Annotated in this window: 14 protein-coding genes; 6 read left to right on the top strand and 8 right to left on the bottom strand. The window is 53.6% G+C overall.

Annotation, left to right across the window (positions count from 1 at the left end; genetic code table 11):
• Positions 1-4 precede the first annotated feature (4 nt).
• Positions 5-280, bottom strand: coding sequence for a DNA-directed RNA polymerase subunit omega (gene rpoZ / locus ABLU86_RS12310; protein WP_000135058.1), 276 nt, complete (start codon positions 278-280; stop codon positions 5-7).
• 54 nt (positions 281-334) lie between these two features.
• Complete coding sequence (gene gmk / locus ABLU86_RS12305; RefSeq protein ID WP_015369144.1) at positions 335-958, bottom strand: guanylate kinase; 624 nt, start codon at positions 956-958, stop codon at positions 335-337.
• Between the two features lie 256 nt (positions 959-1,214).
• On the opposite strand from gmk, the gene ligB reads away from it, so the two are divergent.
• On the top strand, positions 1,215-2,894 hold the full coding sequence (gene ligB / locus ABLU86_RS12300) for an NAD-dependent DNA ligase LigB (protein ID WP_348796286.1): 1,680 nt from the start codon (positions 1,215-1,217) through the stop codon (positions 2,892-2,894).
• Between the two features lies 1 nt (position 2,895).
• Here the strand turns inward: ligB and ABLU86_RS12295 are convergent, their stop codons facing one another.
• The 3 genes from ABLU86_RS12295 to ABLU86_RS12285 all read right to left on the bottom strand — a co-directional run bounded on the left by ABLU86_RS12295 (position 2,896) and on the right by ABLU86_RS12285 (position 6,324).
• The gene (locus ABLU86_RS12295; protein WP_163374217.1) at positions 2,896-4,548 is read right to left on the bottom strand and encodes a phosphoethanolamine transferase; all 1,653 of its coding nucleotides are present in this window, start codon (positions 4,546-4,548) and stop codon (positions 2,896-2,898) included.
• A gap of 89 nt (positions 4,549-4,637) precedes the next feature.
• Positions 4,638-5,255 (bottom strand): trimeric intracellular cation channel family protein, encoded by a 618-nt coding sequence (locus ABLU86_RS12290; protein ID WP_015369147.1) that lies wholly within the window; start codon positions 5,253-5,255, stop codon positions 4,638-4,640.
• Between the two features lie 205 nt (positions 5,256-5,460).
• Positions 5,461-6,324: a YicC/YloC family endoribonuclease gene (locus ABLU86_RS12285; RefSeq protein WP_015369148.1), complete on the bottom strand. Its 864-nt coding sequence runs from the start codon at positions 6,322-6,324 to the stop codon at positions 5,461-5,463.
• A gap of 170 nt (positions 6,325-6,494) precedes the next feature.
• On the opposite strand from ABLU86_RS12285, the gene rph reads away from it, so the two are divergent.
• Entirely contained in the window at positions 6,495-7,211 is a 717-nt protein-coding gene (gene rph, locus ABLU86_RS12280; RefSeq protein WP_015369149.1) for a ribonuclease PH, read from the top strand.
• A gap of 112 nt (positions 7,212-7,323) precedes the next feature.
• Positions 7,324-7,965 (top strand): orotate phosphoribosyltransferase, encoded by a 642-nt coding sequence (pyrE, locus tag ABLU86_RS12275; RefSeq protein ID WP_015703811.1) that lies wholly within the window; start codon positions 7,324-7,326, stop codon positions 7,963-7,965.
• 93 nt (positions 7,966-8,058) lie between these two features.
• Here the strand turns inward: pyrE and slmA are convergent, their stop codons facing one another.
• The 3 genes from slmA to coaBC all read right to left on the bottom strand — a co-directional run bounded on the left by slmA (position 8,059) and on the right by coaBC (position 10,427).
• The gene (gene slmA, locus ABLU86_RS12270) at positions 8,059-8,655 is read right to left on the bottom strand and encodes a nucleoid occlusion factor SlmA (RefSeq protein ID WP_015369151.1); all 597 of its coding nucleotides are present in this window, start codon (positions 8,653-8,655) and stop codon (positions 8,059-8,061) included.
• A 124-nt stretch (positions 8,656-8,779) separates the two neighbouring features.
• Positions 8,780-9,238 carry a dUTP diphosphatase gene (gene dut / locus ABLU86_RS12265; RefSeq protein WP_020077682.1) on the bottom strand — a complete coding sequence of 153 codons (459 nt, stop codon included), beginning with the start codon at positions 9,236-9,238 and terminating at the stop codon, positions 8,780-8,782.
• A complete protein-coding gene (gene coaBC, locus ABLU86_RS12260; protein WP_072383351.1) occupies positions 9,216-10,427 on the bottom strand; it encodes a bifunctional phosphopantothenoylcysteine decarboxylase/phosphopantothenate--cysteine ligase CoaBC in 1,212 nt (403 codons plus the stop codon). Before coaBC ends, dut begins: the two co-directional genes overlap by 23 nt.
• A 177-nt stretch (positions 10,428-10,604) precedes the next feature.
• On the opposite strand from coaBC, the gene radC reads away from it, so the two are divergent.
• The 3 genes from radC (at position 10,605) to rpmG (ending at position 11,912) form a co-directional block, all read left to right on the top strand.
• Positions 10,605-11,270, top strand: a complete 666-nt coding sequence (radC, locus tag ABLU86_RS12255) for a DNA repair protein RadC (RefSeq protein WP_015369154.1) — start codon at positions 10,605-10,607, stop codon at positions 11,268-11,270.
• A 217-nt stretch (positions 11,271-11,487) separates the two neighbouring features.
• The gene (rpmB, locus tag ABLU86_RS12250; RefSeq protein WP_002436699.1) at positions 11,488-11,724 is read left to right on the top strand and encodes a 50S ribosomal protein L28; all 237 of its coding nucleotides are present in this window, start codon (positions 11,488-11,490) and stop codon (positions 11,722-11,724) included.
• Positions 11,725-11,744: 20 nt separating this feature from the next.
• Entirely contained in the window at positions 11,745-11,912 is a 168-nt protein-coding gene (gene rpmG, locus ABLU86_RS12245; protein ID WP_002922510.1) for a 50S ribosomal protein L33, read from the top strand.
• The last annotated feature ends 179 nt before the right edge of the window (positions 11,913-12,091 follow it).

The raw sequence follows: 12,091 nt of genomic DNA, 5'->3' as shown, positions 1-12,091 counted from the left end.
GTGATTAACGACGACCTTCAGCAATCGCGGTAACGGCTTGTAATTCAGCGGCTTCCTGCTCTTGCTGTTCCTGGCGCTCACGTACGTCAAGGATCTGGTTGTTGATCAGACCTTCTTCGATTTCGCGCAGTGCGATAACGGTGGTTTTATCGTTTTCTTCCGGTACCAGCGGATCCTTTCCGCCTACCTGCATCTGACGAGCGCGACGCGCGGCGACCAGTACCAGGTCAAAACGGTTACCAATTTTCTCTACAGCGTCCTGAACAGTTACGCGTGCCATACTTAAAATGCTCCACAGGTGAAGAAATGACTGGGCATGATACTGAATGTGGGTTCAGTCTGCCAATAGTTTGGTGATTAAAGCGCCATGTCGCTGCTTTTGGCGGCTCATGCGCAGACGTTCAGCGCGGATAATGTTTTTCAGATCGCCTAAAGCGGTATCAAAATCATCATTCACAATAAGGTAATCATATTCCGCGTAATGGCTCATTTCTGCAACTGCCTGCGCCATACGTTTTGCGATGACTTCCTCGCTGTCCTGACCGCGGCCGCGCAGGCGGCGGTCAAGCTCGTCTTTTGACGGCGGCAGAATAAAGATACTGCGCGCGCCGGGCATTTTATTACGAATTTGCTGGGCGCCCTGCCAGTCGATATCGAGGAAAACATCGACGCCGGTCGCCAGAACCTGCTCAATAGCTTCACGAGAGGTACCGTAATAGTTGCCAAAAACCTCAGCGTGCTCAAGGAAAGCGTCTTCGCTAATCATCGACCTGAATTTATCATGATCGACAAAGAAATAGTGTTCACCGTGAACTTCACCCGGGCGCGGATTGCGCGTGGTATGCGACACAGAAACCTGGGAGTCGTACAACGGTTGGGTTTTCAATAAAGCCTGAATCAGGCTGGATTTACCCGCGCCGCTAGGGGCGGAAACAATATAAAGCGTGCCTTGAGCCATGAGTGTCTTTTGTATGTGATTGTCGAAAGAGATCCTACATACGAGCCTATTATACACGCCGCCGCTGCGTGACGCAGTCATTGTCACACTTTTTGCCGCTGTTTCTTTCATTTTGCCTGCCGCTTTCCTGATTTCTTAAGCGGTTGCAGCAACCATGCGTAAATTCTGGAAAGCCGCTCGCAGCGTGATGATTTGCCTGTCGCCGCGGCTCCGGTCTTTAGCGCACGATGCCGCAAGGTAGAACAAGGAGGTAAACATGCGCAGATGGCTGATAGCGGCAGCGTTATGGATGGCGGCGGCAAGCCCAATGGCGGCCTGCCCGGCGTGGTCTTTGCAACGCGCGGAGCAGGAGATAGGCCACCTCAGTCGGCAAATTGCCGACTGGAAAGAGGCCTACTGGCAGCAGGGCAGCAGCGGGGTCAGCGACGAGGTCTACGACATGCTCTCGGCCCGGTTGGCGCAGTGGCGGCGCTGCTTCGGTGAGAAGGCGCCGCCTGAAGACGATCTGCCGCCGCCACGCGGCGAAGTCAAGCATCCTATCGCGCATACCGGCGTGCGCAAACTGCCTGATGCCACGAGCGTTGGCCACTGGATGCGCGATAAAACCGACCTGTGGGTACAACCGAAAGTCGACGGTGTCGCGGTGACGCTGGTTTATCGCGGCGGTAGGTTTATACGGGCGATTAGCCGCGGCGACGGTCTGGCGGGGGAAGACTGGACGGCTAAAGTGCGCCAGATCCCCGGCGTACCGCTGACCACCTCCGGGGCGCTGGCGAATAGCGTTCTGCAGGACGAGATTTTTCAGCGGCGAGAGGGGCATATACAAAAGGGGATGGGCGGTATGAATTCACGGGCGAGAGTGGCCGGGATACTGATGCGCAAAGCGCCGTCGGCGGCGTTGAGCACGCTGGGGGTGTTTATCTGGGCCTGGCCTGATGGCCCGGCCCAGATGTCTACCCGTCTGGCGCTGCTTGCTGACGGTGGGTTTCCTGTAGCGCAGCGCTATTCCCATCCGGTTAAAGATTGGCAGCAGGCTGCCGCCTGGCGGGAGCGCTGGTTTACCTCGCCGCTGCCCTTTGTCACCGACGGTATCGTAATTCGTACTCAGAGAGAACCCGCCGGTGACGGTTGGCTTCCCGGACAGGGGGTCTGGGTGGCGGCCTGGAAATATCAGCCAGTTTCACAAGTGGCGGAAGTGAGCACAATCCAGTTTGCTATCGGGCGTAGCGGTAAAATAGCCGTTGTGGCGCATCTACAACCGATAAAGCTGGACGACAAGCTCGTGCGGCGGGTCAATGTTGGTTCGGTGGCCCGCTGGCGGCAGCTAGATCTCGCCCCAGGCGATCAGATCCTGGTGAGCCTTGCGGGGCAAGGGATCCCGCGGCTGGATGATGTAGTATGGCGTGGCCTGAACAGAACGAAGCCGTTGGTGCCTGATACTCGCTATCACTCTCTTACCTGTTTTGAAAACTCCGATGAATGCCGGGAGCAGTTCATCGCGCGATTGGTTTGGATAAGCTCCGAGCAAGGATTAGGCATTGATAGCCTGGGAGAAGCAGGATGGAGACAGCTTGCTCAGTCGCGCCATTTCCAACATATCTTCTCCTGGCTTGAGTTGACGGTGTCGCAGTTGGAAAACATTCCTGGCTTAACGGCAACCCGCGCAGAGCAACTTTGGCATCGCTTTGCACTAACACGGCGCGCACCCTTTCATCGATGGATAAGTGCGCTTGGTGTGCCGCTTCCGCGCGCTGCCATGCGGGTCTTAAAAGATAATTCATGGCGGCTAATTGAGAAGCGTGATGTCGCGAGCTGGCAAACGTTACCCGGCGTTGGGCCAAAGAATGCTCAACGGCTTGTTGAGTTTATTCACCATCCGGTCATCAAGTCGATAGTGCTAAAACTTGGTCAACTGGAGGTGGACGGTTTTTCGTAATCTATAGCGAATTTCTTTTTACTTTACGCCATGGGGTCTTTTGGTCCGGTGCGCTGAATGTATTGCGTAACTGGTCATAATTGAATATATGCCGTCCGCCGTCCATGACCGAAATTTGCGATTCGGGTTGATAGCACTTCTCGAGGAGAGAATCACAATTTTCGATACCGGTGCTGATACCTAACCAACTTAACATCAGGGCGTAGTTGTTGGTGGTTGGCCAGCGTTCGTTTACCCAGCCAGTACGTCGTTTCTGGTTGGCCAGGGCGCTTTGGCTATACCAAATGAACTGTGGCACGTCATAAGCCTCTTTACTGGGATTACGGGAACCGTGCATATACAGTGAAGCCAGATCGGGATTTTTTTCCAGACCATGATCGGAAAAATAAATTAGAGAAGAGGCGCTATTTTGTATGCGCTTAACGACTTCGCCGATAAAAGAGTCGGTGAATCGGATGGCGTTATTGTAGCAATCCTCGTATTTATCACCGGTATTGAGAATTGCGGCGGACTGTGGATATCGGTCGCAGGCCATTTCATGGCTACCGTTAATATGTAAAAAAATGACTTTTTTGCCCGGCACTTTTAATGCTTCATCCAGCGCGGGAAGCAGGTCACTATCGTATTGGGTATGTATCCATTGATGCTTTTCGCTGGTTGAGGCGATCGCCACAATATAGTTATTACTTTTTCCTGAGTTGCCCTGCGCACTGATCCACTCGGTATAAAAGCCGGATTGCCGGGAAATATTCACGATATTATCGGCCATCGAGTCGGCGGTAAAGTTATCCGGATCGGCCTTGCTGAGAACCATAGGTACAGCAAGTACCGTGGCGGAGGCAGGTGCGATAGCGTGTTTAAAAATAAGCGCGTTGTGGGTAAATGCGCTGGCAACCGGTGTCGTTTGCTGGGAGAAATCGTAGAGCTGCATGTTACTTCTGCGTGCGGATTCACCAACAATGACAACATAAGTGTCGATGCCCGTATCATGTGCCTGTAGCGCAGGATAGTGAGGCGTTGACTGCGTAATGTGTTCGGCTAGTGAATTATCGCGATCGGCGATGACGAATTCAGAAGCAGTATACAACGGAGTGTTAACCAGAATTCGCGAACTAAGCGGGTAATAAACCTCTAAATCCTGGTTCTTTTTGATGATGCTGGAGATGGAGAAATAGCCCATAAAGAGCGCGAGTAGAATAACGCTGATACCTTTGGTTCGCGTTGATAGCTTCTCGCTGAGCAACTTCACCGCCCACCAGGTAATCACGAAGTAGAAAGCCGCTATTGGCAGAATATAGAGGTACAAACCGGCTATGCTTTTCGCTTCAGAATAATTAGTTGCCAAAATACTCATGGCGAAAACGGTATTGAACTCGCTTTTGTAGATATCCCAGGTACTGAAAGCGATGGCGAAATTAAGCGTCAGGGCGCTGGTTAACAAAAAGAGAATGACTTTCCCGGATGTATAGCGATAAATCCACGACACGCTTAGTAACAAAAGCGCGTTGCAGATGGCGATGCGCAATGCAAATCGGATGGGCTGCGTGAAAAAAACAGGCCAGAGCTGGATGAGGATAGATATCGCCAATAAGGCGATAAAGTGCCCAGAAAATTTTCTGTTGATGGTCAGAGCAAGGCTTTTAGCAAATGACATTAGTGCTTAACATGGGCTTTAGTGAAATAAGGTCGGTATTATAAGTCTTTTCTGATTGTTGGTGGGGGCTATATGTGCCCTCCCGTCAATTAGTGTGACCCATGTCGGTAATAAAAAACCGGTAGACCTAATTTTAAACGTATAGCCAGCAGCCGGGTGGTAAAGCCAAACAGAAGCGTTGTGATAACCACCACGTCATGGTCGCTTATGTAATGCTGTAAGGCGATGTACAGAATGGCCGCGGCAAAGGAGATGCCGGCGTACAGCTCTTTCTGAAACACTAGCGGAATGCGCTTACAGAACATATCACGCAGTACGCCGCCGAAGACGCCGGTGATCACGGCGGCAATAGACGCGATTATCGGCCCTTCGCCCATATCCAGCGCGATTTGCGCGCCAATAATTGAGAACACAATCAGACCCAGGGCATCCAGCACCAGAAACAGGCGGCGCAGGTGTGGCATTACCGGCGCGGCGATAGTCGTGAGGACGGCGGCTACCGCCACAATAATGACGTATTCCGGATGCTTCACCCAACCGAGCGGATAATGGCCGAGAAGGATATCGCGTACAGAACCCCCGCCGAGTGCGGTAGCGGTGGCGATAATAATCACCCCAAAGGTGTCCATACGGCGACGCCCGGCTGCTAAAGCGCCAGTCATCGCTTCCGCCGTAATACCAATCAGATAAAGAACATGAAGCAGCATAAATCCCCCACAATGATGGGCAAAGGGTAGCGATTTGTGCGGCAGATCACGATTGAGTTTTTCTAAAGCGAGCTCATTTACATGAAAAAATCTAATGCAAAAATGAAGGGGTAGTCCCTGATATGGGGTTATGTATATTTTTCTTTTTTAAAAGTGATAAGAAAAAATAATGCTGGCCCGTAAGGCGAGCCAGCAGGAGAGGACATTACTCGATATTCTGAATCTGCTCGCGCATCTGCTCGATCAGCACCTTCAGCTCGATCGCTGAATTGGTCACGTCGGCATTGATGGATTTTGACGCCAGAGTATTCGACTCTCGGTTGAACTCCTGCATCATGAAGTCGAGGCGGCGACCCACGGCTTCTTTCTTCTTCAGAATGTTGTAGGTCTCTTTAACGTGCGCTTCCAGGCGATCGAGCTCTTCGGCGACGTCGATACGCTGAGCCATCAACACCAGCTCTTGCTCGAGACGGTTGTTTTCCAGCTGCACTTCGGCGTCTTCAAGCTTGGCGACCAGGCGCTCACGCTGCCACTGCAGGATTTCCGGCATATGGGCGCGGACTTTGCTGACTTCGGCGCTGACGCCTTCCAGGCGTTGTTCGATCAGCGTTTTCAGTGCCTGACCTTCGGTTTCACGGGCGACGATAAAGTCGTCCAGCGCGCCGTTCAGGGCGTTGAGGATTTCAGCGGCAATCGCATCAAGGTCCTGTTCTTGCGCCGCCATCACTCCAGGCCAGCGCAGGATATCAACCGGGTTGATCTCGCCTTCATCGCTCTGCATTTTTACCCAGTTCGCGGCGTTCACCAGCTGCTTCGCCAGGTTCTCATTGAGGATCAATTCACCCTGGGCGCTGGGATCCTGTTCAAAACGCAGGGTGCATTCGATTTTGCCGCGAGTCAGACGAGAGCGGATGCGCTCGCGAACCACGGGTTCCAGGCTCCGGAACTGCTCCGGCAGGCGGAAGTAGGTTTCCAGATAGCGTTGGTTTACCGAGCGCAGTTCCCACGCGGCGCTACCCCAGTCACCCTTGATTTCACGCCGGGCATAGGCGGTCATACTGCGGATCATAGACGTTCCTGTTTTTTAAGGAGAGTGGGGAGGATTATAGCTTTCGAGGCTCTTTCAGGATAGGAATAAGCGCGCATTATCCGCATCGGCAGGCGTGCGTCGTCGCGATGCAACTTGGTCGAATTTGTGTATAATGCGCAGCCACATTCGTTTCAAGCCGGAGAGTAATCATGCGTCCAGCAGGCCGTAGCGCTAATCAGGTGCGTCCAGTAACCCTGACCCGTAACTATACAAAACATGCTGAAGGCTCCGTGCTGGTCGAATTTGGCGACACCAAAGTGCTGTGCACTGCCTCCATCGACGAAGGCGTACCGCGCTTCCTGAAAGGTCAGGGCCAGGGCTGGATCACCGCCGAATATGGCATGTTGCCGCGCTCCACCCATACCCGTAACGCTCGCGAAGCCGCAAAAGGCAAGCAGGGCGGCCGCACGATGGAAATTCAGCGTTTGATTGCCCGCGCGCTGCGCGCTGCGGTGGATCTGAAAGCGCTGGGCGAGTTCACCATTACGCTCGATTGCGATGTGCTGCAGGCCGATGGCGGTACCCGTACCGCGTCCATTACCGGCGCCTGCGTTGCGCTGGCCGATGCGCTGAACAAGCTGGTTGCTGCCGGTAAACTCAAAACCAACCCAATGAAGGGAATGGTGGCCGCCGTTTCCGTTGGTATCGTTAATGGCGAAGCCATTTGCGATCTGGAGTACGTGGAAGATTCCGCCGCGGAAACCGATATGAATGTGGTAATGACCGAAGACGGTCGCATCATTGAGGTGCAGGGTACGGCGGAAGGCGAGCCGTTCACCCATGAAGAGCTCCTCACTCTCCTGGCGTTAGCGCGAGGGGGAATCGAATCTATTATTGCGACGCAGAAAGCGGCGTTAGAAAATTAATGATTAAGGCGACTGAGAAGTCGCCTTTTTTTTGCGCTTTATCCCTCATTACACCTGCGAAGGATAGGGCGCGTAGTCCGACAATGATGACAGTACTAAAAGGAGCGAATCCATGAAGCCGTATCAGCGCCAGTTTATTGAGTTTGCGCTTAGCAAGCAGGTTCTTAAGTTTGGCGAATTTACGCTGAAATCCGGGCGTAAGAGCCCCTATTTCTTCAACGCCGGCCTGTTTAATACCGGGCGCGATCTGGCTCTGCTGGGCCGTTTCTACGCCGAGGCGCTGGTGGATTCCGGGATCGAGTTCGACCTGCTGTTCGGCCCGGCCTATAAAGGCATCCCAATCGCCACCACTACCGCCGTCGCGCTGGCTGAACATCATGACCGAGACCTGCCGTACTGCTTCAACCGTAAAGAAGCGAAGACCCACGGTGAAGGCGGCAACCTGGTCGGTAGCCCGCTACAGGGTCGCGTGATGCTGGTGGACGACGTGATTACCGCCGGTACCGCAATTCGTGAATCAATGGAAATTATTCAGGCTAATGGCGCTGAGTTGGCCGGCGTGCTGATCTCGCTTGACCGCCAGGAACGCGGCCGCGGCGAGATCTCCGCGATTCAGGAAGTGGAACGTGATTATGGCTGCAAAGTGATTTCTATCGTCACTCTGAAAGATCTTATCGCCTATCTGGAAGAAAAGCCTGAGATGGCTGAGCATTTGGCATCGGTACGCGCTTACCGCGAAGCCTACGGCGTCTGATGCAGAAACCGGCAGCCTGGCTGCCGGTATAGCCAGAGCACGCTGAGAAGGTGAATGCATGAGTCATGCAGCCTTGCGGCTGCATATAGAGCTTTATTGCAGTTGCGCGGCGACCAGCGGCCAGCGGGCATCGAAATCATCCGTAGGGCGGTACTTGAATTCGCTACGTACAAAACGCGACAGCATGCCTTCGCAAAATGCCAGCAGCTGGCTTGCCAGCAGCGTCTCGTCAAGGGTGTAGCCTTCTCCCTCACGCATTTTCTTTTCACGCATCACCTGACGCAATTGAACTTCGATACGTTCAAATAGCTGGTTGATACGACCCTGCAGACGGTCCTGTTCGAACATTAAGGCGTGGCCGGTAAGGATACGCGTCAGCCCAGGATTACGCTCGCCAAACCCAAGAATCAGCAGAACAATCAGGCGCAGACGAGCCGTGGTGTCCTTTTCATCTTTCAAAATCAAATTGATGCGCGTAATCAGACTGTCTTCAATGAACTCGATCAGGCTGTCAAACATGCGGGTTTTACTGGGAAAATGACGGTATAACGCCGCTTCGGAAACACCGACGGAGGCCGCCAGTTTCGCCGTGGTAATACGTTGACTACCATCGCTGGATTCAAGCATCAGCGCCAGAGACTGAAGTATTTCTTCGCGACGATTCCTTTTCGCAGTTTGTTTTTCTGCCATGTTTTAAAATACCCCTGAAAATAAGCACTTGTCAGGCAGGCATCCACAAAGCGACCGCAAACCTTAGTTTGCGGTGATGTTATTGCATTATGCGCTTTGGGATGCGGGTTCCGTATAGCCGGGCTTATTTGCGCCCTGAATGGCCGAAGCCGCCTTCGCCGCGGTCGGTGGCGTCAAATTCTTCCACCAGATTAAACTCCGCCTGTACCACCGGCACAAAGACCATCTGCGCGATGCGCTCGCCCGGCTCGATAGTAAAGCTCTGCTGGCCGCGGTTCCAGACGGACACCATCAGCTGGCCCTGATAGTCGGAGTCGATAAGTCCGACCAGGTTGCCCAGCACGACGCCATGTTTATGGCCCAGGCCGGAACGCGGCAGAATCACCGCCGCCAGAGACGGATCGGCGATATGAATCGCAAGGCCAGTCGGCAGCAGGGTGGTTGCGCCCGGCGCCAGCTCTACGGCGTCGTCAAGACAGGCACGCAGGTCAAGTCCGGCTGAGCCGGAGGTGGCATAGGTTGGCAACGGAAATTGCTTGCCAACACGCGGGTCCAGAATCTTAACGTCGATTTTTTTCATCATAACGGGTAACGATCTCGTCGAGTAATAATTGGCCCAGGAATTCCTTGCGCTCAAGTGGTAAGCGCTTATCCCCATCCTGCCAGAAAAGGTGTAATGCGTTGTTATCGCTATTAAAACCTTGATTTGGCTGAGAAACATCATTGGCGCAAATCAGGTCGAGATTTTTACGGGCACGTTTTTGCCGGGCGTATTCTTCCACATTATTTGTTTCGGCGGCAAATCCAACAACGTACGGGCGGTGATTTTTTAGTGCGGCCACCCCGGCGACGATGTCCGGATTTTTGACCATTTTTATTGTTAATTCATCACCTTGTTTTTTGATTTTCTCGTCGGCGACAATCGCTGCGCGGTAGTCGGCAACGGCGGCGCAGCCGATGAAAATATGCTGCTGTTGCACGCCATTCTGCACCGCCGCTTCCATTTCCAGCGCGGTGCCAACATCGATGCGCTGCACAAACGGCGGCGTCGGCAGCGACACCGGGCCGCTAACCAGCGTGACGTTCGCACCGCGTTGTGCGGCGGCGGCGGCAATCGCGAAGCCCATTTTGCCGGAGCTATGGTTGGTGATGTAGCGCACCGGGTCCAGCGGCTCGCGGGTTGGGCCCGCGGTAATCATGATGTTGAGATGTTGCAAATCTTTGACAGGCGAGAAATGCTGCGCCGCCATCTCCACGATAGTGAGCGGATCGAGCATGCGGCCCGGCCCAACGTCGCCGCAGGCCTGGCTGCCGCTATCGGGGCCCCATACCAACAGGCCGCGGGCGGCAATAGTGGCAAGGTTATCCTGGGTGGCGGCGGCGCGATACATCTGTTGGTTCATCGCCGGAACGACGGCCACCGGAGAGGGCGTAGCCAGGCAAATCGTGGAGACCAGATCGTTCGCCATTCCGGCGGCGACGCGGGCGATTAAATCGGCGGTTGCCGGGGCAAGGATAACCAGATCGGCCCACTTGCCCAGTTCAATATGGCCCATTGCCGCTTCGGCAGCCGGATCCAGCAGGCTATCGGAGACCGGATAACCGGAAACCGCCTGCAGGCTCAACGGGGTAATAAAGGCCTTGGCGGCTTCGGTCATGGCGACGCGTACATCGGCGCCGCGTTCTCGCAGTCGGCGCACCAGTTCCGGCGTTTTATAGGCGGCGATGCCGCCGCTCACGCCGAGAACGATCTTTTTACCAGCCAGACTCATCATGATTTTGTCCTGTTGAAATACACCAGAATCCGCGCATCTTATCACAATCCCGGTGGCATCGTGCGTATGCCGGACACTCACTTTGCGAGGGGCTACGCAGGCCTTGAAATCACCGGTCGGCAGCGCGAAAAGGGTATGCCAGGATGGGCGAGGAACGGGAAAGGAGACAGGGTAATGGATATACAGGAATCATTGATGCCGCGGGAAAAAATGCTCCGCGACGGTATTGAAACGTTGAGCGACGTTGAGTTGCTGGCGTTGTTTTTGCGTACCGGCACGCGTACCCAGGATGTGCTGACTTTTTCACACAGCTTGCTACAGCGCTTCGGTTCGCTGTACGGGCTGTTATCGGCTGAGATAGAACAATTTGCAGATATCGACGGTATCGGCATTGCGAAATATGCGCAACTTAAAGGTATTGCCGAGCTGGCGCGGCGTTATTTTAGCCTGCGGATGAGAGAGGAGCCGTCGCTGGTCACGCCGCTCATGACGCGAGAATTTTTACAAAGCCAGCTCGCCGATGAAGAGCGGGAGATCTTTATGGCGATCTTTTTAGATAATCAGAACCGGGTATTGAAACATAGCCGCCTTTTTTCTGGTACTCTTAGCCACGTAGAGGTGCATCCGCGAGAAATTGTACGCGAAGCAATCAAAGTGAACGCCGCCGCGGTGATCCTTGCCCATAATCATCCTTCAGGTAGTCCTGAGCCGAGTAAGTCGGATAAGTTGATGACCGACAGGGTGGTTAAGTGTTGTAGATTCATGGAGATACGCGTGCTTGATCATCTGATTATTGGCCGCGGCGCGTACGTCTCTTTTGCCGAACGTGGCTGGATTTAGCCCCGATCATGCGATCTATCGGGATCTTTGTCTGTTCGGGACTTGAGCACACCGCCGAGTCAGCGTATACTACGCCACCTTTGAGAATCTCGGGTTTGGCATTTGGGCCTGGCAATCGAGAGTTCAATAGAACTATGCGATGACCGGGCTGTAAAGCCTGACGAGGCGCCAATACCCCATACGAAGCTCGAGCTAATTTGATTTTTGGAGAATAGACATGTCCCGAGTCTGCCAAGTTACTGGCAAGCGTCCGGTGACCGGTAACAACCGTTCCCACGCACTGAACGCGACTAAACGCCGTTTCCTGCCGAACCTGCACTCTCACCGTTTCTGGGTTGAGAGCGAGAAGCGTTTTGTCACCCTGCGCGTATCTGCTAAAGGTATGCGTGTAATCGATAAAAAAGGCATCGATACAGTTCTGTCTGAACTGCGTGCCCGTGGCGAAAAGTACTAAGTACTTAGAGGAAATAAATCATGGCTAAAGGTATTCGTGAGAAAATCAAGCTGGTTTCTTCCGCTGGTACTGGTCACTTCTATACCACCACGAAGAACAAGCGTACCAAACCGGAAAAAATGGAACTGAAAAAGTACGATCCGGTTGTACGTCAGCACGTTATCTACAAAGAAGCTAAAATCAAATAATTTTAGTCTCCTTGTACTAAAACCCCGCCCCGGCGGGGTTTTTTGTTTTATGCTTCATCCTTCGAGCTACAGGTGCGTTGGCTGCATGCGTTCAGTCTGGCCGCTTGCTTTATTAAGCCTTCCGGCCTCTCTTCCCGCTGCCTCCCTGTCACCCGAAACTGTGTGGTTAAGAGGAAAAA

It is taken from the genome of Klebsiella sp. JN_Kp121 (assembly GCF_040062145.1).
GTDB classification, from domain to species: Bacteria; Pseudomonadota; Gammaproteobacteria; order Enterobacterales; family Enterobacteriaceae; genus Klebsiella; species Klebsiella aerogenes.
Note: the sequence above shows the minus strand (reverse complement) of the source record. Positions and strands in the feature narration are given on the sequence as shown.

Coding starts and splice junctions, on each gene's coding strand:
- rpoZ (WP_000135058.1), bottom strand. CDS start 280: ATGGCACGCGTAACTGTTCAGGACGCTGTAGAGAAAATTGGTAACCGT.
- gmk (WP_015369144.1), bottom strand. CDS start 958: ATGGCTCAAGGCACGCTTTATATTGTTTCCGCCCCTAGCGGCGCGGGT.
- ligB (WP_348796286.1), top strand. CDS start 1,215: ATGCGCAGATGGCTGATAGCGGCAGCGTTATGGATGGCGGCGGCAAGC.
- ABLU86_RS12295 (WP_163374217.1), bottom strand. CDS start 4,548: ATGTCATTTGCTAAAAGCCTTGCTCTGACCATCAACAGAAAATTTTCT.
- ABLU86_RS12290 (WP_015369147.1), bottom strand. CDS start 5,255: ATGCTGCTTCATGTTCTTTATCTGATTGGTATTACGGCGGAAGCGATG.
- ABLU86_RS12285 (WP_015369148.1), bottom strand. CDS start 6,324: ATGATCCGCAGTATGACCGCCTATGCCCGGCGTGAAATCAAGGGTGAC.
- rph (WP_015369149.1), top strand. CDS start 6,495: ATGCGTCCAGCAGGCCGTAGCGCTAATCAGGTGCGTCCAGTAACCCTG.
- pyrE (WP_015703811.1), top strand. CDS start 7,324: ATGAAGCCGTATCAGCGCCAGTTTATTGAGTTTGCGCTTAGCAAGCAG.
- slmA (WP_015369151.1), bottom strand. CDS start 8,655: ATGGCAGAAAAACAAACTGCGAAAAGGAATCGTCGCGAAGAAATACTT.
- dut (WP_020077682.1), bottom strand. CDS start 9,238: ATGATGAAAAAAATCGACGTTAAGATTCTGGACCCGCGTGTTGGCAAG.
- coaBC (WP_072383351.1), bottom strand. CDS start 10,427: ATGAGTCTGGCTGGTAAAAAGATCGTTCTCGGCGTGAGCGGCGGCATC.
- radC (WP_015369154.1), top strand. CDS start 10,605: ATGGATATACAGGAATCATTGATGCCGCGGGAAAAAATGCTCCGCGAC.
- rpmB (WP_002436699.1), top strand. CDS start 11,488: ATGTCCCGAGTCTGCCAAGTTACTGGCAAGCGTCCGGTGACCGGTAAC.
- rpmG (WP_002922510.1), top strand. CDS start 11,745: ATGGCTAAAGGTATTCGTGAGAAAATCAAGCTGGTTTCTTCCGCTGGT.